We start from the raw sequence: 20,317 nt of genomic DNA on the forward strand, positions 1-20,317 counted from the left end.
CAAATTATTAATACATTTGTATTTATTTAGTACAAAAATACCAATAAATTCAGATTTTTTACTTATTAATCCAACCACGTTTAGCCAAAATCAAAAATTCATATTAAGTAATTGACCCTTTTTTACTACTTCTGTGAAATCCTATAATAAGCAGGACTTTTGGCAGAGGGATTGAAGATGGCTCTGACTCAAGGCGGACGGGCAAATAAATCTGGGAATATTTTAGAAGCAAATGTAGAAGCAATCTTGCATGGGCATAATTATTTCCAAGTAGGAAATTATGTTCAAAAAGAATTTATATTAAATGCTACTTTATTGCCAAAACGTTATGGCAAAGAAGTTTATATTGGCACTGGAATTTATCATACGTATCTAAAGGTTGATTTTTATGTTGTTGGCTCATCTGTAATGCCATCTGGTTTAATTTTCGAGTGCAAATGGCAAGAAAGCCCCGGTTCCGTTGATGAAAAGTTTCCTTACTTGAACATGAATATTCAGCACTATTACCCTGCACCAACTATCGTAATTTTAGGTGGTGAAGGTATGCGAGAAGGTGCAAGCAAATGGTTGAAAGCAAGAGTTAATGATAATCAGAATTTATTGGCAGTTTATAGCTTAGACAGATTCATTGCTTGGGCAAATAAAAATCTTTAAAAGATGTAATTAATAGTTCGTCAATCATCCCTCTGTTTTTTATATTTGAGTTAATTGAACGCACTGCTTTAATTTTATAAGTTTCAAAATTGATCTCACTATAAATTTTTCTAATAAATTCACTATTAGAATTGCATATCATAACTTTGACACCACGACTTGCTAACTCTGCACAAACATCTCTTAAAAGTTCCTGGTCTTTTTTACTAAAACAATTTTGACTATAAGCAGTGAAATAGCTAGTATCACTGATAGGATGGTAGGGCGGATCAAAAAATACAAAGTCATCACTGCTAGTCGCATGATTTAGGACTTCTGTAAAATCTGCTTGCTTAATTTCTGCATGGAAAAGCGTTTCGGAGGCTGATTTAAGTAAAATCTCAGCACAAATATTGGGATTATTATATCTGCCTAAAGGTACATTAAATTTGCCCTGTGAGTTTACTCGATAAAGACCATTAAAACAAGTCTTATTCAGATAAATTAGACGAGCCGCTTTTTCTATATCACTACCACCAGAGTTGTTTCTGATACTGTAGTAATAATCTTTATCATGTCGGATTTTATGCTCTTTTAATAGAGAAATTAATTCCTCAACACGATCTCTAACACAACAATAAGTGTTAATTAGTTCGGCATTAATATCAGTTAAAATCGCTGCATTTGGTTGGAGATAGAAAAAAACAGCACCACCACCTAAAAATGGCTCATAGTAATTTTTATAACTCTTGGGAAAATAAGGAATATATTGCTGTATTAACCGATTTTTACCCCCTGCCCACTTCAAAAATGGACGCGGGCTAATTTCGTTAGGGATTTGAATTACCATTTATTTACAATTTAACTAAAAATAATTATGACTAAATAAAGCCAATATAACCGACAAACCAAATTTTAGATTAACTGGCTAATTTTCCAGCCGCATATATTACAATTGAGTAGATAAAGCATATCAAAACAAACGTAAGTATATAACAAGGCAGTTTAGATTCAGATGTTTGACGGATTTTGGGATAACGTCTTTCGCTACCCCCGATACTTAATTACGATAGTCTTAGGCTTGTTTCTGAACACTTTTGCGCCATTAGTGCCATTGTTGAAACGCCCTATCACCTTGATCGCTATCTTGGGTTTATTTGTGAGCAGCCTAGTTTTCCTTACTTTCACTTTACGGGCAATGCTGGGCTTGAGTACAATCTAGACTTGCGTTATATCGGGGCTATACCCCACAGACGGTTGCTCTTGGCGTTGCTCCCGCTAAGTACTGTCTACCCAACTTTCATTTATTTTTGTCGTACAACCTCTGTGATGAGGCAAGATTTTTATGGCTACAAATCGTCGAGTTTCCCGCGTTGCTGAACTGATCAAACGGGAAGTTAGCCAAATGCTGCTTAACGGAATTAAGGATGACCGTGTGGGTACTGGAATGGTCAGTGTTACTGATGTTGATGTTTCCGGCGATCTCCAACACGCTAAAATTTATGTCAGCATTTATGGTACGGATGAAGCTAAGGTAGAAACAATGGCAGGCTTAAAGTCAGCCACGGGTTACGTCCGTAGCGAACTTGGGGCGCGGGTACGGCTACGTCGTACACCAGAAGTAATATTTCTCGAAGATCGCTCCATAGAACGTGGTAATAAGGTATTGGCATTACTAAACCAACTTAACCATGATCGTCCACCAGAAAATCTGCTAGCAGTAGAAGACAGCACTGTTCCAAATGATCAGGAATCTTCCGAATAAGTAACTAAAACAACAATGTAACTTCAGAACAATTAATCTCAGCAAATCCGCCAAACAGTTTACAGACGTGACTAGATCGCGTCTGTTTTAATGTAAACATAACCTAATTCAGCAGTACACTTCTTTTCTTGCGGGCGAAACAAAGTTTAAATATTCTTCCTTGTTTTGTTAAAGCTCTATTCCTTGAGAGGCGGAATATTTAGCAATTCTGTATTCTCACTTTTGTTTATGTGTGTCCTAATTATGAATCAGAGTATTATTCCACCCTTTTACAGATGTTTTTTAAAAGAAAACTGGATATTTTTAGTGCTGAAATTAACTAAGAAATTATGGGCTTACTTAAGAAATTGCTAACAGATGCTATGGTAAAAACCTTGATAGTATACTTTAGCCGTTATGTTTTGCAACAGTTTATACAAAAATAACTGACAAATATTATTGTGTTGTTTACCTTAGATGAATACCAGCAGTTATAGATCCAACTTTTAAGGTGATTTTTTGATATGTAAGCCATCGCGATATAAACTCTTACTAACCACCAAATCTTGCCTATACACAGTAACAGCAGGACTTTCAGACTTGTGGCATCAAAGTCATACGAGCTAATAAGCAGGTTAAGTTAACTACTCGGAATTTTTTTTGTAAAGCGGATTTTTCCAAAATGTCAGGATTCGTTGACTTTCTTAACATTTCTTGAGATATTTTCCAGAGATGTAGCGTCAAAATAAAAATAGTTCCGTATAGCAAACTACAAAATTGTAGCCATAAGTATAATTTCTGTAATGTTTGTTCCTAATTTTTAACGGGAACACTATCGTAAGTGTTAATTTGTGAGTAAAAACATGAGTGTGAATACGGTGCCTTCTATTAATTACTACTCTCTAGATGTGATTCAAGACGAAGCACGCCGACTGGTACAAAAGGGAATGATTAGCCGACAACAGCCAATATATACCCTCTGCCAATACATCCCAGCCAGAGAGTGGGTTTGCGTTGAATGTGAATTAGAGAAATGTGACTTTTTGTTACGCGATCGCATTGGCGACCTAATTGGTCGCGAACAGTGGGACAACGACTAATCAATGTTTGGTTTCGGTTTGGGATTGGGAGTTCGTTTTTGATGTGTGGATGGTACCATCAACGATTCAACATTCAATCAGGAGGATAATCTCTGGTTTTTAATGAGCATTGCCCTATACAGAATTTTGCGTTTTTGATTAACACAGAAGTATTGGAGTCTGAATTTATACAACTTTTCAAGTGAAAAAAGGCATCAAAACCATTTGTTCTGTACATCTGGTGTCACGGCTTGAGTTTAGTATGTAGATTCTGTGAAGTTCCCACATTGAGCCGATAGAAGTGTAGGAACTTCACTTTTGACTCCCAATTTATTGCATCGCTTACCTTCAGTAAGTGATAACCTGCTTGCTGTTTAAAGCTAAAATCTATTTGGAAAAGTTTGCTAAGTCGGGCTAACCGTTACCAGTTACGACCACGAAGGGAACCTCCGCCAGCAATTGGCTCAACCTTCACAAAATCCAAAATTAATCGTATTTTTCCTGAAAAAATCTCGAAAAGCATAGAAAAATCGGATGAACTATTATCCTACTCGCTCTAAATATTGATTAATGTCTTCAATGATGCGAGTAAGTTCAGCTTCAGTAGTCAAACGAATGTTGACATTGCGGACAGTCAACAAAACTTTAGCTGCGAAGGGCGTTGGCCAGATATTAGGATTACAAAAAACTTCTAAAAATACTTCACCCGTATAACGATATTCTAAGGGAGGCTGGGGAGTGACTCTACCACCGCCAGGAGTGGGTTTAGCGGCGATCGCTTTCAGGCGTTCCATCAGTTGATCCGTTGCTGTTTTTAATTCTCGTGCTGCTTGGGGTGAAAAGCTAAAGGAGACTGAACCTTCAATTAAGTTCAATGTTAAAGGAATTGAAGACATATTTTTTTATTTAAAACTTCTTGATAAGTACTTATATTACCGGAAGAAGAGTTCTGAATCCCACTTTGATAGTTATCGGTGTCTTCTTCAAAGACCACCAATACAGCATGGCGTAAATAAACATACCCTACCCTTCGGGAACGCCAAGGGCGAACGGGTGACGCTCTCTACGAGACGCTGCGCGAACGCAGGCTCACTAACGCTACGCTAACGGCAGTTCCTCATGGGGGGAACCCCCTTTCTGCGGACTGTCTCACCATTTCAAATGGCGTAAGAGCTTGGCATATAATTCTTTTGACTTTTGACTTTTGAACGCGCCCCATCCTGGGTAAGACGTTTAGCGATCGCCGCCCCTAGACCGCGTGAGCCGCCTGTTACCAATGCCACCTTACCTGTAAGTTTTTTATTGCTCATAGTATCCTTTTGTGATGACAATTTTGTATCGCATGGGATAGATATAAGACATGGGGGTAAGCTTGTTAATAAACTATTATACTGATGAGTATGAACTTATTCCACTAATAATATTTGTGCGACAGAACTTAAGCTTATTGAAAAGTGAAAACGACAAATTAAGATTCTGAAACATACTTAACGACAACAACTAGAGATTTTTAGAATAGTGGGATCAGGTCATAATTGTTTATTTTTAATCAAAGCTGAATTTTGGTTAGTGTGAAGATGAAAAAACTTCTATCTAACACGAGCGGATTTATACCCAAACAAACCTGTAGCTGTAAATAACCAATTCACTTTTAGATGAGGAACATGGGAAGAGATGAGGCAAATAACAAATAAGAACCGACAAATAACTGCATCTTTGTGTTAATTCTTATAAGAAGCAATCAATTCTGCAACAATCGCAACTAGTTCTCCTGGCTCGACAGGTTTAGCTATATGAGTCTGAAAACCCGCTTCTAGAGCACGGCTACGATACTCGCGATCGCCATAAGCAGTTAAAGCGATCGCAGGAAGTTTTCCATAAATATCAGGCTTCAATGCTCGGATCTTACGGATGAGCGTGTAGCCATCTTCATCAGGCATAGCAATATCACAAATCAAGACATCTGGTTGCAACTCAGGTAATACTTTCAATGCTATCGCTGCTGATGCAACTGCCATTATGGTGGCTCCATCAGTTTCTAACACAGTAGTAATGTAAAAGCGGCTATCATCATCATCATCAACTACGAGGATGTTTAAGCCAGCAAGGGGAAGAGCAGGTTCCATAACATCTCCATCAATGTTGATCGAATGAAATATATTTCCAATGAGCGGTTTGTTTTTTTCTCTGTCACCATACCATTGGTAATTTTACTGCGATCGCGCCGATTTTTCTAGACAATAACTCAATTTATCTAGTTACCATCCAATTGATGGTTAATTATTCACTGGCATTTATCATTATTGACTAAATAAAATTATGTAAGTTTTTCAATTCTTTTACATTTACAAATTAACTTGAACGAATAGTTTAAGTTCAGACATAATCTTACTAATTACTGACTAGTTTGGATTTTGATAGAACTTGAAAAATTAAAAGTAGTAATACTATTTCTTTGTAAGCTTGTATTTAATGATTACTTTTTCTCCTTGGCTTATTTAGCAAATTGGTATAAAGTTACTTAAACTTTAGCAGATAGGGGATTTTGCGGCATTTGTACTCTGAATAAACCGAAAGTTCAAAAAAATAGACAATGCCGAATTTTAAAACGAGTTGGTCGGCATTGTCATTTTTAAATACAGTAAAAGCAGAGTTGAAGACGCTTCGCCTCCAATCGGAAATTACGAATTAGAAGTAATATACCTAACTATTAACTTGCAAACTGCTGTTTGTGAATCTGAACCATAGCAAAAAGTAATAAGCTTTTAGTTATAGCTGTAGTCACATAGGTTAGGACATAAGGATGGGATGAAAGAAGAGAGTTAGCAATAGTTCTGCCTCCTGCTATAAGTCAAATCCAAAACTTGATTACTCCCATTCAATGGTTCCAGGCGGCTTTGAGGTGATGTCATAAACCACCCGATTCACCCCTTTTACCTCATTCACAATTCGAGTAGAAATCACTTCCAGGACATCATAAGGCACTCTCGCCCAATCAGCAGTCATGCCATCTTCACTGGTAACAATCCGCAAAACAATCGGGTAGGCGTAAGTACGTTGATCTCCCATAACGCCAACACTACGAATCGGCAGCAATACAGCAAACGCTTGCCAGAAATCATGATACATACCGCGTTGATTAATTTCTTGCCGCACAATCAAATCGGCATCGCGCAAAATACTTAGCCGCTCAGATGTAACTTCCCCCAGAATCCGAATTGCTAAACCAGGCCCAGGAAAAGGTTGCCGTTGAACAATTTCTTCTGGTAAACCAATGGAACGTCCAAGTTTGCGGACTTCATCTTTAAATAGTTTCCGTAGAGGTTCCACTAATTTAAATCTTAAGTCTTTGGGCAAACCACCAACATTGTGATGACTCTTAATTTTCACCGCTACCCGCTCACCAGTTTGGGGATCAACGTTGGTGTCCGCAGATTCAATCACATCTGGATAAAGAGTTCCTTGAGCTAAATAGTCAAAGTGACCGAGGCGCTTGGATGTTTCCTCAAATACATTGATAAATTCGTGTCCGATGCGGCGGCGTTTTTCTTCGGGATCTGTAATCCCAGCAACTTTAGCCAAAAAGCGATCGCGGGCCTTAACATACTCTACAGGAATGTGAAACTGCTCTTGAAACAGCTTTACCAATCGCTCTGGCTCATATTTCCGCATAAAGCCTTGATCGATAAACACACAAGTCAGTTGCTCGCCAATCGCTTTATACAGCAAGAAAGCCAAGGTAGAAGAATCCACTCCACCAGACAGCGCCAACAGCACCCGTTTATCTCCAACTCTGGCGCGAATTTCTCGAATTGCCTCTTCGACAAAAGCCGCTGTTGTCCAAGTAGGTTCGCAATCGCAGATATGGTAGACAAAATTACGGATTAATGCTATACCACCAAGAGAATGTACCACCTCTGGATGGAATTGAACACCGTAAAGTTTTCTTTCGTGATCAGCAATGGCAGCACAAGGAGTATTTTCTGTATGTGCTAGCAGTTCAAACCCTGATGGCATTTGGATAACTGAGTCTGCATGACTCATCCACATGGTAGTGCCATCTTCAACATTAGTGAGTAAATCTGTAGGATCATCAATGTATAATGAGGCTTTGCCGTATTCACCTCGATCGGCCTTTACCACTTCCCCACCGAGTTGATTTACCATCAACTGCATCCCATAGCAAACACCCAAAATGGGTATTCCCAAATTCCAGATTTCTGAGTCACAATGGGGAGCGTTGTCACTGTAAACTGAACTTGGGCCACCTGAGAGAATAATTCCCTTGGGATTAAGTTGGCGCAAATGCTCAGAAGTAGTGCGATAGGATAAAACTTCGGAGTATACTTGAGTCTCGCGGATGCGACGGGCAATCAATTCAGAATATTGAGAGCCAAAGTCCAAAATTACAATCAATTGCCGATCAAGCCGCCCAAAAGTTTCCAATGTTTGGGGCGCTTGTTCTGTTGGTAGAGTCACCGCTGTATTCATGACGGGAGAATTATCTCTGTTAAGGATAAATAGATGCTTTGTGGTCTATGGTGATGTTATTATCCAGCCTATACAGGCTGATAATGGTATAGAAAGCTTTGACAAACGCTAGTTTCAGTGCATTTGTCAAACCTCGGAGTTGGAGATGGTATTAAAACGATAAATCTACCCGAGAGTGGTTGCTTAAAGAATTATTTGTTTGGATTGTTTACGATTATTCATAATAAATTAACATAATTTTCCCATCAACAGAGCAGCAGTTTTACTCTTCACGATAATTTTGCGATCGCGATCAAAGAGAATAGAGCCACAGACTGTTACTTTTTTGCCACTTTCGCTATGGCTTTGGATGTATTCTTGAGAACGAACATCGATAGTTTCGGCGATCGCACTGTAAACTTGATTTACCCAATCACTACCAGTTTCAGTATCTATGGATTTTAGGTGTGTTAGTGCTGCTTCAGCAGTTGCACTGTTAAACACAGCTTGGATATCAGGTGATTTTAAACCTGCGATCGCACAGTGGGCTGCTAAAATTTCCCGCCGTCCATCAGCTAAGTAGTGATGGGTGTGAAAAATCCCGCCAGCCAGTTTCATTAGCTTACCGTGATAGCCAAATAATAAGATTTCTTTAATACCCAGCACATCAGCTTCTACTAACATTGGCCCAAGCCAGTTAGCAGTTTTGACCAATTGTTCGGGATTAATCCCTAGTTTACGCGCCAAATCTAGGCCATTCTCCCCGATACAAAATACTAAACTCTCAAAACGACTGGCTTTATTTTGTAATTCAGCTCGAAAAACGGCAAGCTGATCTGGTGTACTCAAAGGTTGAGAAATACCGGTTGTGCCTAAAAGGGAAAGTCCTTCAACCACACCAAAAGCAGAATTTGAAGTCCGAACAGCAAGCGATCGCCCTTCGGGTAAAATAATCGTCACCGTGATTTTTTCCCCAGGTGCTAATATTCGTTGCAAATTCTCTTGCAATAGCCTTTGAGCATAAGCATAAATAGCTGGCTTGTCATCAGCATTTAATTGCTTACCAATTCCTTCCCCACCTTTAATAATTACTGCCTCACCTTCTTCCCTCCACTCCACCAATGCCCAAATCGGTGTATTTATGGTCAGGTCAAGATTATCACCAGGATCGCTGCGAGCGATCGCCAAAGCTGTATTCTCAGATAATCCTGCTACCTGTTCAATAGGGATTTCTGCAATTTGAGCGGGTTCAATCAAATCTATAGATGCTATGCTTAGGGGTTGGCGATCGCGTAACCAGTGTAAAGCTGCAACAGCAGCAGCACAGGCAAAGACGGGAAGTGTGTATCCAGAACGGGACATTTTGTAAATTTAAAAGTCAAAATAATTCTTCAAAACGGTTTTATGCCTTATTTTCAACCTACGCTAACACCAAAATACTTTCCACTTCGCTACCTCCAAACTGGCTGATTATACCAAAGTTATCTCGCAGGATTTGGACAATTTTAGAAGTTGGACTGTTGCCAATACGGAGATAGATAAATTTAGGTGGATGACCATATAGAAGACTGCGCTGATGAAAATCAGAATCTTTGGAAGCAATTACAAAATCGTGTACTTTAGCGTACTCCCAGATAAGCAGATCGTCTGTGTTGATTAACCCTAAAGTTTTAACGTGTACTGAATCAGGATACAAATCTACAATCTGTGAAATAATCCGATCAGACAGATTTTCGTCTAAAAGCAGTTTCACAGGGATACCACAAATAACTTCTTCTCACGATCAGCAGCAAAAGCTAGACACGCTTTAATGTCTTCGGAAGTTAATTCAGAAAAATCCTCTAAGATTTCTGCTTCAGTCATTTCACCAGCAAGATACTCCAAAATATCATAAACAGTAATTCGCATTCCCCGAATACAGGGTTTACCACTGCGTTTTCCAGGTTCAATCGTAATAATGTCGTGGTAATTCATAAATTAGTCAAGATAATAGTTCCGACCACCTTTAAACATCGATTCTAGCTCCTCAACTGCTGCAAGAATTGCCTCTATATCTCCATTTGAAGCCAACTCCATCTCCTCTGGTGCATTGGGATAAGCTTGGTGGAATGCCTGTTTTGCCTCGCTGCTCAAGTTGCTATGTTGTAGCAAAGTTCGTACAATTTCCCAACGTTGTTCTCGACTCAATTGTTTTGGCGTGTTTGCATTCTGTGACTGTTGCATCTAAGCCCATCCAATAATGCTAACAGTGTAACCAGTCTGTCTTAACTGCGATCGCCATACTGCTCTATGTTAGGAATTACGAATTAGTTATTAGTTAGACTCCCACTTCTGATAATAGAGCTTCCATAGCTTCCCAAGAGAGTCCTTGTTGAATATAACGAGGTGCTTCAGGATTGTAAGGACTGGCGACTCGATCAATGTTGAGGATGTTTGCCCTATCTGGTAAAACTGGTACATCTGCATCAAATGCTGTAGGGCGCATCAAAGAACTGGAAAAGCCTTTGAAAATAGCAATTGTATCTTGCTCATCAGCAATTTCCACCGTTACAATTAGGACTTCTTTGCTGCGTTTAGCGGTGTATTGTTCCAGTCGCTTGCCAATGGAATTCATGTTTTTAAAAGTAGAGTTAAGTAGCACAGCGACAGTTATTGTGGTGTGGCTGAACGTCCCTGTTTGCCTAGCTTAATCAAAACAAAATAGCTTAAGTAAAGCACATAAATTACTAAACTAGTTATGCCAAGAAAACCTAAGAACTCAGCCTTGCTGTTAGCATGAAAATATTCTTTGAATAGTAACGGAACCTCAAACCAGACACGACAATAGGGAGTCTTCAGCATATTGGCAGAAAAAGCACAACCTAAAAAAGGGATAAAGGCTAGTGTGCCCAAAAAACAATAAACAGTTGTCGCCCAGCGCCAAGAGGTAAAAATCAATTTCAAAGATCCATTGGTTTGATACTCAATTTCGTCGTTGATATCCACCCAGAACCACAACGAAATCGGGATTAAAATCAGACCTATGAAGCCAGAGATAAAGCTAACTGGATACTGGGCAATCATTAAGTAAACTGTGATTGCCACTAAGCTTGATACTCGCCAGTATATAGCCAATAGGCGTTGTATACTTTCTGCTTTTTGTACAAATGCCCAAATTAGAAGAATTAGCGGAATAATTACCAGGAATAATACTGCTAGTCGGTAATCAATCCAGACGAAAGGTCGAAACCTAATATCATAGTCCATATTTTGTCTCAAACAATAGATAAAAAAGAAGTCAGGAGTTCTAATAGATCAAGTTAGGTTTTATACCACTACCTGATTGTAGACTGCTAAATAAGGCAGGGGTATTAGACCCTTTTATTCAGGAGTCAGTCAGAGTCCAATTCATCCTGAATTCTTCTTGATAATAGTTTATTGAACCTCGTATGACTAGAAGTCACGAGTATTACAAAAAATTTATAGGGGCGTACATCTGTACGCCCCTACTGCCAATTAATTTGTTGTTTAATTTATGAAAATCGCAACTTATCCCTTTGGAAAAAGCCTATTGATTCAAATAAAGAGTTTATTTTTTCCACAACTAAAATCGGAGGCTTTCAATAAAACGCTTGCAAGTGGAGGATATTGGTGAGTTTCCGCGTCCCCCACTCTGGGCGTCTTCTTTAGTCAATCCTGGTTGTTTGCTAACCAAACAATAGAAAATCCAGAAACCTTAATTTCTAGTCGTCGTAAACCCGGCATTCAATAGCATCTGGGTTGTCATCACAATACTGTTCTAAAGAGTTTTTTGGCTTGCTTTGGCGCTTGTGGGAAGCTTCGGCTTGCAATTCTTCTACTGCATCCCAAGCAGCAGCACACTCTGGTGAGTTGCTACCGCTAGTATCACAGACAGTACGCGCTTGTTCCACTTCTTCTTGGATTTGCTCTTGGATGTCGCTTTTTATTGTTTTTTGGACGTTGGTCATTGCTTTAGTCTCGTTATGTGTTGTTAATACTAGTATAGAAAATGTTCAGAAATGGCAGTTTTTCGCTTGATTACTAACCATTCTAACCATTCAGTCGATGGTAAGTTAGTTTTTTAGCCTATTGATTTATAACAAATACAGCAAGCTAGCGCATCTATAATGCATTTACCTTTATTTTTTAAGATTTTATGGAATTAGTAGCATAGATAAATAATCATACAATATATTTAGATGCCTATATTAGGGAATGACAACTCCAGTTTCTTGGGATGGAGGAGACAAAGGGCTGGCATCAATTCTTGTAAAATGCAATTCTTCCCAAAATAAAAAGTCAAAACCTACTAGCCTAAAAAGAGAAACAAGCTGAAAACTCATGGCAGACCAAATGCAGTGGGCAAATGCCCTATCAACCCGTCATTCTCTGGAAGCCGCTGTTACAGATGTGGTAGAACGAGCTGTTTCATCGTTAAAAGCACCTGCGGATCTAGGATTGGTGTTCATTTCGTCTGCTTTTACGAGTGAGTATTCCCGACTATTACCTTTGTTAGCTGAAAAACTTTCTGTGCCTGTGCTAATTGGCTGTAGTGGTGGTGGTGTAATTGGGACGACAGTTAGCGGAGAAACCCAAGAATTGGAAGCTGAACCAGCTATCAGCTTGACTTTAGCACACCTTCCAGGAGTAAAAATTCAAGTTTTTCATATCGTTGCTGAAGAATTACCTGACTTAGATAGTTCGCCAGATGCTTGGCTTGATTTGATCGGTGTGCCACCATCACCGAAACCGCAGTTCATCTTGCTGTCTAGTTCTTTTGCTTCTGGAATCAACGATTTGTTGCAAGGGCTGGATTTTGCTTATCCAGGATCGGCGATCGTCGGAGGACAGGCTAGTGGTGGAGGTATGGGTGGTCGTGTTGCTCTTTTTTGTAACGATACTAACGGCGAGAAACAGCAAAACTTGTATCGGGAGGGGACTGTTGGTATAGCTTTGACTGGCAATATTGTTTTAGAAACGATTGTCGCCCAAGGATGCCGACCAATTGGCAAGCCATTGCAAGTCACAAAAGCCGATCGCAATATCATCCTAGAGTTAGATGAGCAAGTGCCATTGGTGGTGTTACGAGATTTGATTGCTAGTCTCAGCGAACAAGAACGAATTTTAGCACAGCACTCTCTGTTTGTTGGTGTGGCAATGGATGAATTTAAGCTGGCTTTGCAGCAAGGAGACTTTTTAATTCGTGGTATTCTTGGAGTCGATCCAAATGCTGGGGCGATCGCAATTGGCGATCGCGTCCGTCCCGGTCAAAGGCTGCAATTCCACCTCCGCGATGCCCAAGCCTCTGCTGAAGACCTGGAATTACTCCTCCAAAGTTATCAACACCAACGAGAATCTGAACCCTCTGCCGTAGCTGCTTTGATGTTTTCTTGTCTGGGACGAGGTGAAGGACTTTATGGTAAACCTAACTTTGATTCTGAATTATTTCAGCGCTACCTTAACGATATTCCTATAGGTGGCTTCTTCTGTGGCGGTGAAATCGGCCCTGTTGGTGGCAGAACCTTTTTACACGCCTACACCTCAGCATTTGGAATTTGTCGCCAAAATCAGTAATGAGTGCTGAGTGTTGAATCACGTTGTAACTCCTAACTTTTATTCAGCACAAGTGTGCTGTTATTATCAATCAGAGTCATTCCAGTAGTGGCGATGCCTGGATGGGGCTGTGATGCGCTATATGTCTGAATATAGCGCCGCACTTCTGGGGGAAAATGAGGGTAATCTAACACCGCATCTCCATCGGCAATAGTTGCCCAGAAGTCGCGCAAACTAGGAGCTAATTCTTTTGCTTGTGATAATGGTAAGTTTAATGGAGAGTGAGTTAGTAATTTGATTAAAAAAGGGAAAGAGCGATCGCCCATCCACTGTCGTGATGACTGTTGCAAATCGGGGAACTCAGGCACTGACTCTACGCGATGGGATAAAATTTGCAACGATTCTTTACCTTGGTTATCCCGATGAAACTCTAGCACTCGGTAAGGGTGAGGATAGCTCACTAATGAACCAGTGGTAATATCATATACTCCATCTGAGTAAGCAATATCCTGAACGTGCAAATGTCCAGTAAATACTAGCTTGACTCCGTAGCGCCTTAGCAGCTGCAATAGTTCTGCTGAATTGGACAACATATAGCGATTTGCCAGTGGATGGTTCGATTGATTAGGCAAATGTTCTACTACATTATGATGCACCATCACCAAAACTAAGTCATCACCAGATGCCGCCAGCACCTCTTCTAACCACTGTAGCTGTTTAGTGTCCAAACACCCCACCTGCTCACCTTGATCGTTAAAGGAGTTAGAATTCAGTCCAATCAGCTTAACTCCAGGTAATAACTGACGAACGTAGTAAATCTGCTGTGGATCGTCATAGCCAAACTTCATGTAATAGTAGGGAAAATCTGCAAAAGCAATTGATTGCTGATTAGCCAACAGCACAGGAACGTCATGATTGCCAGGAACAACATAGACAGGAAAAGGTAGCTGGGCTAAACATTGTTGCAACCAGGCGTGGTTTTCTGGTTCGCCATGCTGGGTTAAATCTCCTGGTAACAACAAGAAATCTAAATCGAGTTGTATTAAATGTTCTAATACACTTTTAAACGCCGAGATACTGACTTCAACCAAATGAAACCTACTAGGATGATCCCAGATTGTGTGAGGAAGTGCCAGGTGTAAGTCACTGACTATCGCAAACCGAAAATTGAGAGTCATTGATTTATGAAAATGTTAAAAGTAGGGGTTAAAACAAGGTAAGAATTCAGGAGGCAGGATTCAGGAGTCAGAATAGTTAAAGAATCAGAATAATACTTTATACATAAATTTTCCAATCGTACTGCATTCCTTTTAAATTCTGACTTCTGACTCCTGAGTGCTGAATTCTTACAAAACAAGTCTTTTCTCAAAAGTATAACCCTTACTTTCTCTTCCTGCTCAGGAGTGTGTATACTTAACATTTGTATACATGAAGCATCAACTACACGCTATGGTTACAATCAACTTAAAAACTAATCATTACTATTAAAAAATTATCAGAAATTTGATTGTTAAATATATAGTAATCAACCCTTGAATAATTGGGGAATTACTGGAAATATCCTAAGTGTGCAAGTTGATTTTATAGAAGAGATGGCAACATATCCAAGAGGATGAAAAAAGGAACTACAAAGGACATAAACAAAAAAAAATTAAATAATTTTTGCGTAAGTCTAAGGTTAACGCGTCTCAAACTTTAAAAGTTGTCTATTTTGATGAGTCTGGGATAAAAAGTGCAGCTAGGGAGTAAAATATATAAACAAATTAAAACTTACTTGACTGAGAGCAAATATGTGTTGAGTATACTTTGGGGTGTTGTTGTGCTGGTTGCTTTTTGGGCATTAGGACTAGTACTTCATATTGCCGGGAATTTAATTCATGCAGTATTGCTTATAGCCATTGCCCTTGCTATCTATAATTTTTTAAAAGCGCGTGATGTGTGAATAAATAACTTCTGGCACTTTTAGGAACTGAACAACTAGTTAAATTAAATACATTAGTTTGAGAATTCAGCGTAGATTTTCTGAAAATCACTCCTGAATTCTGTTTTGTTAAAGATAAAAATTTTGCGCCCTTGCTGGTACTAAATTTGAAAAATGAAAATAGAAGAGTAATTAATAGTAATGGCAAATTCCAGAGATACAGACAATGGATGGTCGCAGTTAAGTCGTGGTGCACCATTGGCGGTAATGCTGGCTGTGGTACTTTACATCTTGTACCAACTTTTACCAGTATTAGAACTTTTAGCGATTGCAGCATTGATTGCTTTAATTTTGCGAACGTTATTAGAGTTTTTGCAAAAGTTAGTTAAATCACAGGATGTTGCTGTTCTGCTACTAATTGGATTAATCATCGGATTTTTGGTAGTATTAGCTACTGTAGTCTTACCTAGTGTGACCTTTGAATCTCAAAAATTAATTAAAACATTACCAACTTATCTTAATAGATTGACAACAGATGTTGAGCAATTACGTCAGAGATTCACTTTTATTCCAGACATTTCCCAAGCACTTATACAATTACGGAACCTGACCAATCAGTTACTAAGTGGAGTACCAATTTTCTTAGGTGAAGCTTTAAGTTTGACTGTGGATTTGATAGCGACCTTAATTCTAGCGCTTTACATGGCTTACGATCCTAATTCGTTAGTGAAAGGGATTTTAAGATTAGTACCAAGGCGACATCATCAGCAGTTTAAACGAATTCTTAAAGCTTGCGAGACAAGATTGCGGGGCTGGATTTTTGGGACAGGGATAGCGATGATATTTCTGGGGGCTGGAGCAACGTTTGGACTTTTTATTTTGGGGATTCCCTCAGCTCTGCCATTCGGAATTATTGCAGGTTTATTTGAAATAATTCCTTACTTTGGTTCGATTATTGGGACTTTTTTACCAGCTTTAGTAGCATTGAGTATTTCACCGTTAAAGCTAGTATTTGTACTAGTACTTTTCTTAATAATGAATCAAATAGATGCCCATGTTGTTCAGCCTTTGGTGATGGGTCAGCAAGTTAATATCCATCCAGTGATGGTGATTGTGACATTTTTGGTAATGGGTAAGCTATTTGGATTTATTGGTATCCTGCTTGCAGTGCCTGCGGCAGCAGTAATAATTACATTTATTGATGAGTTTACGCTTGAAGAACCTGCTTTAGAGGAAGGAGAAATTGAAAATAAAATAGATGTTAAATAAATTTCTAAATAGACACCGCTTTGTTTGCTACCTTTTGTGCTACTCCCCTTTTCGATAAAATAACTGAGCAGATCGGTAAAAAACAGGTTCAGAATCATGGCTCAAGCTAGTATTGGGATTATAGGTGGTAGCGGTCTTTACAAAATGGATGCCCTCAAAGATGTCGAAGAGGTGCGAGTCGAAACTCCTTTTGGTTCACCATCAGATGCTTTGATTCTGGGGACTTTGGATGGTACACGAGTAGCCTTTTTGGCGCGTCATGGTCGCAATCACACGCTTTTACCCTCTGAGTTACCATTTCGCGCTAATATCTATGCGATGAAGCAATTGGGTGTGAAATATTTAATTTCAGCTAGTGCTGTGGGTTCCTTGAAGGAAGAGGCGAAACCATTGGATATGGTAGTGCCAGATCAGTTTATCGACAGAACAAAAAATCGGATTTCAACGTTTTTCGGTGAGGGAATTGTGGCTCACGTAGCCTTTGGCAATCCGATTTGTCAGAATTTGGCTACTGTGTTGGCAGATGCGATCGCATCTCTCAATTTACCAGAAGTTACTCTCCATCGCGGCGGTACTTATGTATGCATGGAAGGCCCTGCTTTTTCCACAAAGGCAGAATCGAATCTTTACCGCAGTTGGGGTGCAACAATTATTGGGATGACGAATTTACCAGAAGCGAAGTTGGCAAGGGAAGCGGAAATTGCCTACTCAACTTTAGCGCTGGTAACAGATTACGATTGTTGGCATCCAGACCATGACACTGTGACTGTGGAGATAGTGATTGGCAATTTGCTGCGGAATGCAGTGAATGCTCAAAGGGTGATTCAAGAAACTGTGCGGCGCTTGAGTGAAAATCCCCCGCCGAGTGAGGCGCATTCGGCGTTGCAACATGCGATTTTGACTCAGTTGGATAAAGCACCAGCAGCGACGAAGGAAAAGTTAGGGTTATTGTTGCAGAAGTATTTGTAGTATTGGTGATGAATGAGCGATGTTGATGACGGGCTGTTCGGTAACGCACTTTCTCAGATTACAGCAAGAGCGATGTCTACGACGGGCTACGCCTACACACGCAAATATATAAGCTGTCGTCACCAAAATCATGATTTTCATTGACAAAATCGTGATTTTCATTAACAAACTCATGATTTTTATTAACAAACTCATGATTTTCATTAACAAACTCATGATTTTTATTAACAAACTCATGATTTTCATTGACAAACTCATGATTTTCATTAACAAAATCATGATTTTCGTTATGAGGCTTTGCTTGTTCGTTGTGTCTAGCTGATGATGGTGCGTAGGCGTAGCCCGTCGTAGACATCGCACCATCATCACAAATCATACAGGCGATCGCTCATTACTAAAATCTGTTTGGTCAATCCAAAATCCAAAATCTCAAATTGTGTGGCAAATATCTTGCTGATATAATACCTGTCTATGTTTGATAACGTCTGTCGCTTTTTAGCAGAGTCATTTTCAGCCGATTTTGCCACCTGGTTACTTGGCGAATCTATTGCACTTACCCAACTCAGTCCATCAGAATTATCTCTTGAACCGATTCGAGCAGATGCGTTAATTCTGTTACAGTCAGATGAAATTGTTCTGCATATCGAATTTAAAACCGAAGCAAAAGCCGAGATTCCCTTTCGGATGACTGATTATCGGTTAAGGGTGTATCGCAGATTTCCCCGAAAGCGGATGCATCAAGTTGTCATTTACCTGCAACCCACCACATCCGAATTAGTCCAGCAAACAGCTTTTATTTTAGAAAATACCCGTCATGAATTCGGCGTTATTCGTCCTTGGGAGCAACCCAGCGAAATATTTTTAAATACTCCTGGTTTGTTACCGTTTGCAACCCTCAGTCAAACTGAGGATAAAACACGAACATTACAACAGGTTGCACAAGCTATTAAGCAAATAAATAATGCCCGAACACAAAGTAATATTGCTGCGTCAACAGCAGTATTAGCTGGGTTAGTATTAAACAAGGAACTGATTAAAAGATTATTACGGAGTGATGCTATGCGCGAGTCTGTAATTTATCAGGATATCCAACAGGAAAAAGCTTTATCGATTGTTATACGACAACTTCGGCGTAAGGTTGGAACTGTTCCACCTGCACACCTATTGAAAATTCAAGCTTTAGACTCAACACAGTTGGATGATTTAGCTGAGGCTTTACTTGATTTTTCGGATTTAACCGATTTAGAAACTTGGTTAGCACAAAATCAAGGTTAGTGATGCTATGCGCGAATCTGTAATTTATCAAGATATCCAGCAGGAAAAAGCTTTATCGATTGTTATGCGACTACTTCGGCGTAAGGTTGGAAGTGTACCACCTGCACAGTTATTGAAAATACAAGCTTTGGACTCAACACAGTTGGATGATTTGGCTGAGGCTTTACTTGATTTTTCGGCTTTAAGCGATTTAGAAACTTGGTTATTGCAAACTCAAAGTTAATACACCAGAATTGGAAAGTAAAACAAGGTCTATCTAATAAGCGATCGCAGTTTCTGAGATGACAGCAAGAGCGATCGCACCATCAAATCATACAGCCGATCGCACTTTCTCAAATCACAGCAAAAGCGAGCGCACCATCATTTGAAATTATAAAGGCGATCGCTTATTACTAAAATCTAATCAAAAGACCTCTCCCTGGTTTTACTACGCAAAATCGTCCCTCTCCGACTCGGAGAGGGACAGACTTGAACTTTAGTTCAAGGTAGGGAGAAGTTTCTCACCTGCGTGTGCCAATATCATCACATAGATGCTGATCGCTCTCATTCACATTGGGGTTATTTTGCAAATAATCGCGCACCCAAGCACAACCCTTAAGCATTAAATCATCCAAATTGAGATTCCACAACTTCACCGTGTTGTCATCACTTGCAGAGGCAATAGTTTGGCCATCGGGGCTGAAGGCGACACTATTGACATAACTGCTATGCCCTTTGAGAGTTTGTAATTCCTGCCCTTTGAGATTCCACAACTTCACCGTCTTGTCATAACTTGCAGAGGCAATAGTTTGGCCATCGGGGCTGAAGGCGACACCCCTGACAGAACTGCTATGCCCTTTGAGAGTTTGTAATTCCTGCCCTTTGAGATTCCACAACTTCACCGTGTTGTCAGAATTTGCAGAGGCAATAGTTTGGCCATCGGGGCTGAAGGCGACACCCCAGACAGAACTGCTATGCCCTTTGAGAGTTTGTAATTCCTGCCCTTTGAGATTCCACAACTTCACCGTCTTGTCATCACTTGCAGAGGCAATAGTTTGACCATCCGGGCTGAAGGTGACACTATAGACAGAACTGCTATGCCCTTTGAGAGTTTGTAATTCCTGCCCTTTGAGATTCCACAACTTCACCGTCTTGTCAGAACTTGCAGAGGCAATAGTTTGGCCATCCGGGCTGAAGGCGACACTATTGACAGAACTGCTATGCCCTTTGAGAGTTTGTAATTCCTGCCCTTTGAGATTCCACAACTTCACCGTCTTGTCATCACTTGCAGAGGCAATAGTTTGACCATCCGGGCTGAAGGTGACACTATAGACAGAACTGCTATGCCCTTTGAGAGTTTGTAATTCCTGCCCTTTGAGATTCCACAACTTCACCGTCTTGTCAGAACTTGCAGAGGCAATAGTT

25 protein-coding genes are annotated in these 20,317 nt (G+C 39.9%); 10 read left to right on the forward strand and 15 right to left on the reverse strand.

What is annotated here, in order from left to right; translation table 11 throughout:
* Positions 1 to 177 precede the first annotated feature (177 nt).
* A complete protein-coding gene (locus tag V7K79_RS10075; protein ID WP_334929923.1) occupies positions 178 to 654 on the forward strand; it encodes a PD-(D/E)XK nuclease superfamily protein in 477 nt (158 codons plus the stop codon).
* Here V7K79_RS10075 and V7K79_RS10080 read toward each other — a convergent pair.
* Positions 626 to 1,483, reverse strand: a complete 858-nt coding sequence (locus V7K79_RS10080) for a DNA adenine methylase (RefSeq protein WP_335047138.1) — start codon at positions 1,481 to 1,483, stop codon at positions 626 to 628. The two genes, V7K79_RS10075 and V7K79_RS10080, sit on opposite strands and share 29 nt — an antisense overlap.
* Positions 1,484 to 1,648: 165 nt before the next feature.
* Between V7K79_RS10080 and V7K79_RS10085 the strand changes: the two genes are divergently transcribed.
* The 3 genes from V7K79_RS10085 to V7K79_RS10095 all read left to right on the forward strand — a co-directional run bounded on the left by V7K79_RS10085 (position 1,649) and on the right by V7K79_RS10095 (position 3,477).
* A complete protein-coding gene (locus V7K79_RS10085; RefSeq protein WP_104908071.1) occupies positions 1,649 to 1,855 on the forward strand; it encodes a DUF751 family protein in 207 nt (68 codons plus the stop codon).
* A 123-nt stretch (positions 1,856 to 1,978) separates the two neighbouring features.
* Positions 1,979 to 2,398, forward strand: a complete 420-nt coding sequence (gene rbfA / locus V7K79_RS10090; protein WP_335047139.1) for a 30S ribosome-binding factor RbfA — start codon at positions 1,979 to 1,981, stop codon at positions 2,396 to 2,398.
* Between the two features lie 842 nt (positions 2,399 to 3,240).
* A complete protein-coding gene (locus tag V7K79_RS10095) occupies positions 3,241 to 3,477 on the forward strand; it encodes a DUF4327 family protein (protein WP_069073690.1) in 237 nt (78 codons plus the stop codon).
* 521 nt (positions 3,478 to 3,998) lie between these two features.
* On the opposite strand, the gene V7K79_RS10100 is transcribed toward V7K79_RS10095, so the two are convergent.
* The 11 genes from V7K79_RS10100 to V7K79_RS10150 all read right to left on the reverse strand — a co-directional run bounded on the left by V7K79_RS10100 (position 3,999) and on the right by V7K79_RS10150 (position 11,894).
* Positions 3,999 to 4,352 (reverse strand): hypothetical protein, encoded by a 354-nt coding sequence (locus V7K79_RS10100; protein ID WP_335047141.1) that lies wholly within the window; start codon positions 4,350 to 4,352, stop codon positions 3,999 to 4,001.
* 261 nt (positions 4,353 to 4,613) lie between these two features.
* Positions 4,614 to 4,766 carry an SDR family NAD(P)-dependent oxidoreductase gene (locus tag V7K79_RS29970; protein ID WP_442938903.1) on the reverse strand — a complete coding sequence of 51 codons (153 nt, stop codon included), beginning with the start codon at positions 4,764 to 4,766 and terminating at the stop codon, positions 4,614 to 4,616.
* Positions 4,767 to 5,177: 411 nt separating this feature from the next.
* Positions 5,178 to 5,582: a response regulator gene (locus V7K79_RS10110; RefSeq protein WP_335047143.1), complete on the reverse strand. Its 405-nt coding sequence runs from the start codon at positions 5,580 to 5,582 to the stop codon at positions 5,178 to 5,180.
* A gap of 742 nt (positions 5,583 to 6,324) precedes the next feature.
* Positions 6,325 to 7,947 (reverse strand): glutamine-hydrolyzing GMP synthase, encoded by a 1,623-nt coding sequence (gene guaA, locus V7K79_RS10115; protein ID WP_335047145.1) that lies wholly within the window; start codon positions 7,945 to 7,947, stop codon positions 6,325 to 6,327.
* A 228-nt stretch (positions 7,948 to 8,175) separates the two neighbouring features.
* Positions 8,176 to 9,288, reverse strand: coding sequence for a cobalt-precorrin-5B (C(1))-methyltransferase CbiD (gene cbiD / locus V7K79_RS10120; RefSeq protein ID WP_335047147.1), 1,113 nt, complete (start codon positions 9,286 to 9,288; stop codon positions 8,176 to 8,178).
* Between the two features lie 58 nt (positions 9,289 to 9,346).
* Complete coding sequence (locus tag V7K79_RS10125) at positions 9,347 to 9,679, reverse strand: DUF5615 family PIN-like protein (protein ID WP_335047148.1); 333 nt, start codon at positions 9,677 to 9,679, stop codon at positions 9,347 to 9,349.
* Positions 9,676 to 9,900, reverse strand: coding sequence for a DUF433 domain-containing protein (locus V7K79_RS10130; RefSeq protein WP_335047150.1), 225 nt, complete (start codon positions 9,898 to 9,900; stop codon positions 9,676 to 9,678). The genes V7K79_RS10125 and V7K79_RS10130 overlap by 4 nt, the downstream gene beginning before the upstream one ends.
* A 3-nt stretch (positions 9,901 to 9,903) precedes the next feature.
* Positions 9,904 to 10,149, reverse strand: coding sequence for a hypothetical protein (locus V7K79_RS10135; protein ID WP_335047152.1), 246 nt, complete (start codon positions 10,147 to 10,149; stop codon positions 9,904 to 9,906).
* 94 nt (positions 10,150 to 10,243) lie between these two features.
* A complete protein-coding gene (locus V7K79_RS10140) occupies positions 10,244 to 10,540 on the reverse strand; it encodes a DUF7734 family protein (RefSeq protein WP_335047155.1) in 297 nt (98 codons plus the stop codon).
* A gap of 35 nt (positions 10,541 to 10,575) precedes the next feature.
* The gene (locus V7K79_RS10145; RefSeq protein WP_335047158.1) at positions 10,576 to 11,172 is read right to left on the reverse strand and encodes a DUF3177 family protein; all 597 of its coding nucleotides are present in this window, start codon (positions 11,170 to 11,172) and stop codon (positions 10,576 to 10,578) included.
* Positions 11,173 to 11,648: 476 nt separating this feature from the next.
* Complete coding sequence (locus V7K79_RS10150) at positions 11,649 to 11,894, reverse strand: Calvin cycle protein CP12 (protein WP_335047160.1); 246 nt, start codon at positions 11,892 to 11,894, stop codon at positions 11,649 to 11,651.
* A 373-nt stretch (positions 11,895 to 12,267) separates the two neighbouring features.
* On the opposite strand from V7K79_RS10150, the gene V7K79_RS10155 reads away from it, so the two are divergent.
* Complete coding sequence (locus V7K79_RS10155; protein WP_335047161.1) at positions 12,268 to 13,500, forward strand: FIST signal transduction protein; 1,233 nt, start codon at positions 12,268 to 12,270, stop codon at positions 13,498 to 13,500.
* A 32-nt stretch (positions 13,501 to 13,532) separates the two neighbouring features.
* Here V7K79_RS10155 and V7K79_RS10160 read toward each other — a convergent pair whose 3' ends face one another.
* Positions 13,533 to 14,657: a metallophosphoesterase family protein gene (locus V7K79_RS10160; RefSeq protein WP_335047162.1), complete on the reverse strand. Its 1,125-nt coding sequence runs from the start codon at positions 14,655 to 14,657 to the stop codon at positions 13,533 to 13,535.
* Positions 14,658 to 15,271: 614 nt separating this feature from the next.
* On the opposite strand from V7K79_RS10160, the gene V7K79_RS10165 reads away from it, so the two are divergent.
* From V7K79_RS10165 to V7K79_RS10175, 3 genes are all read left to right on the forward strand, one after another.
* Positions 15,272 to 15,421 carry a lmo0937 family membrane protein gene (locus V7K79_RS10165; RefSeq protein ID WP_335047163.1) on the forward strand — a complete coding sequence of 50 codons (150 nt, stop codon included), beginning with the start codon at positions 15,272 to 15,274 and terminating at the stop codon, positions 15,419 to 15,421.
* Positions 15,422 to 15,601: 180 nt separating this feature from the next.
* Positions 15,602 to 16,669: an AI-2E family transporter gene (locus V7K79_RS10170; RefSeq protein ID WP_335047165.1), complete on the forward strand. Its 1,068-nt coding sequence runs from the start codon at positions 15,602 to 15,604 to the stop codon at positions 16,667 to 16,669.
* A 96-nt stretch (positions 16,670 to 16,765) separates the two neighbouring features.
* Positions 16,766 to 17,638, forward strand: a complete 873-nt coding sequence (locus V7K79_RS10175; RefSeq protein ID WP_335047167.1) for an S-methyl-5'-thioadenosine phosphorylase — start codon at positions 16,766 to 16,768, stop codon at positions 17,636 to 17,638.
* Positions 17,639 to 17,714: 76 nt separating this feature from the next.
* Here the strand turns inward: V7K79_RS10175 and V7K79_RS10180 are convergent, their stop codons facing one another.
* Complete coding sequence (locus V7K79_RS10180) at positions 17,715 to 18,014, reverse strand: hypothetical protein (RefSeq protein WP_335047169.1); 300 nt, start codon at positions 18,012 to 18,014, stop codon at positions 17,715 to 17,717.
* Positions 18,015 to 18,109: 95 nt separating this feature from the next.
* Here V7K79_RS10180 and V7K79_RS10185 point away from each other — a divergent pair, with 95 nt between their 5' ends.
* Entirely contained in the window at positions 18,110 to 18,913 is an 804-nt protein-coding gene (locus V7K79_RS10185) for an Rpn family recombination-promoting nuclease/putative transposase (RefSeq protein ID WP_335047171.1), read from the forward strand.
* Positions 18,914 to 18,920: 7 nt separating this feature from the next.
* Positions 18,921 to 19,136, forward strand: coding sequence for a DUF4351 domain-containing protein (locus V7K79_RS10190; protein WP_335047172.1), 216 nt, complete (start codon positions 18,921 to 18,923; stop codon positions 19,134 to 19,136).
* Between the two features lie 277 nt (positions 19,137 to 19,413).
* Here the strand turns inward: V7K79_RS10190 and V7K79_RS10195 are convergent.
* A partial coding sequence (locus tag V7K79_RS10195) for a WD40 repeat domain-containing protein (RefSeq protein WP_335047174.1) occupies positions 19,414 to 20,317 on the reverse strand: 904 nt, incomplete at its 5' end.

Origin of the sequence: Nostoc sp., assembly GCF_036917575.1 — a bacterium.
GTDB lineage: Bacteria > Cyanobacteriota > Cyanobacteriia > Cyanobacteriales > Nostocaceae > Nostoc.

Excerpts from the sequence above, each read along its gene's own strand:
- V7K79_RS10075 (WP_334929923.1), top strand. The coding sequence starts at position 178 with ATGGCTCTGACTCAAGGCGGACGGGCAAATAAATCTGGGAATATTTTA.
- V7K79_RS10080 (WP_335047138.1), bottom strand. The coding sequence starts at position 1,483 with ATGGTAATTCAAATCCCTAACGAAATTAGCCCGCGTCCATTTTTGAAG.
- V7K79_RS10085 (WP_104908071.1), top strand. The coding sequence starts at position 1,649 with ATGTTTGACGGATTTTGGGATAACGTCTTTCGCTACCCCCGATACTTA.
- rbfA (WP_335047139.1), top strand. The coding sequence starts at position 1,979 with ATGGCTACAAATCGTCGAGTTTCCCGCGTTGCTGAACTGATCAAACGG.
- V7K79_RS10095 (WP_069073690.1), top strand. The coding sequence starts at position 3,241 with ATGAGTGTGAATACGGTGCCTTCTATTAATTACTACTCTCTAGATGTG.
- V7K79_RS10100 (WP_335047141.1), bottom strand. The coding sequence starts at position 4,352 with ATGTCTTCAATTCCTTTAACATTGAACTTAATTGAAGGTTCAGTCTCC.
- V7K79_RS29970 (WP_442938903.1), bottom strand. The coding sequence starts at position 4,766 with ATGAGCAATAAAAAACTTACAGGTAAGGTGGCATTGGTAACAGGCGGC.
- V7K79_RS10110 (WP_335047143.1), bottom strand. The coding sequence starts at position 5,582 with ATGGAACCTGCTCTTCCCCTTGCTGGCTTAAACATCCTCGTAGTTGAT.
- guaA (WP_335047145.1), bottom strand. The coding sequence starts at position 7,947 with ATGAATACAGCGGTGACTCTACCAACAGAACAAGCGCCCCAAACATTG.
- cbiD (WP_335047147.1), bottom strand. The coding sequence starts at position 9,288 with ATGTCCCGTTCTGGATACACACTTCCCGTCTTTGCCTGTGCTGCTGCT.
- V7K79_RS10130 (WP_335047150.1), bottom strand. The coding sequence starts at position 9,900 with ATGAATTACCACGACATTATTACGATTGAACCTGGAAAACGCAGTGGT.
- V7K79_RS10135 (WP_335047152.1), bottom strand. The coding sequence starts at position 10,149 with ATGCAACAGTCACAGAATGCAAACACGCCAAAACAATTGAGTCGAGAA.
- V7K79_RS10140 (WP_335047155.1), bottom strand. The coding sequence starts at position 10,540 with ATGAATTCCATTGGCAAGCGACTGGAACAATACACCGCTAAACGCAGC.
- V7K79_RS10145 (WP_335047158.1), bottom strand. The coding sequence starts at position 11,172 with ATGGACTATGATATTAGGTTTCGACCTTTCGTCTGGATTGATTACCGA.
- V7K79_RS10150 (WP_335047160.1), bottom strand. The coding sequence starts at position 11,894 with ATGACCAACGTCCAAAAAACAATAAAAAGCGACATCCAAGAGCAAATC.
- V7K79_RS10155 (WP_335047161.1), top strand. The coding sequence starts at position 12,268 with ATGGCAGACCAAATGCAGTGGGCAAATGCCCTATCAACCCGTCATTCT.
- V7K79_RS10160 (WP_335047162.1), bottom strand. The coding sequence starts at position 14,657 with ATGACTCTCAATTTTCGGTTTGCGATAGTCAGTGACTTACACCTGGCA.
- V7K79_RS10170 (WP_335047165.1), top strand. The coding sequence starts at position 15,602 with ATGGCAAATTCCAGAGATACAGACAATGGATGGTCGCAGTTAAGTCGT.
- V7K79_RS10175 (WP_335047167.1), top strand. The coding sequence starts at position 16,766 with ATGGCTCAAGCTAGTATTGGGATTATAGGTGGTAGCGGTCTTTACAAA.
- V7K79_RS10180 (WP_335047169.1), bottom strand. The coding sequence starts at position 18,014 with ATGATTTGTGATGATGGTGCGATGTCTACGACGGGCTACGCCTACGCA.
- V7K79_RS10185 (WP_335047171.1), top strand. The coding sequence starts at position 18,110 with ATGTTTGATAACGTCTGTCGCTTTTTAGCAGAGTCATTTTCAGCCGAT.
- V7K79_RS10190 (WP_335047172.1), top strand. The coding sequence starts at position 18,921 with ATGCGCGAATCTGTAATTTATCAAGATATCCAGCAGGAAAAAGCTTTA.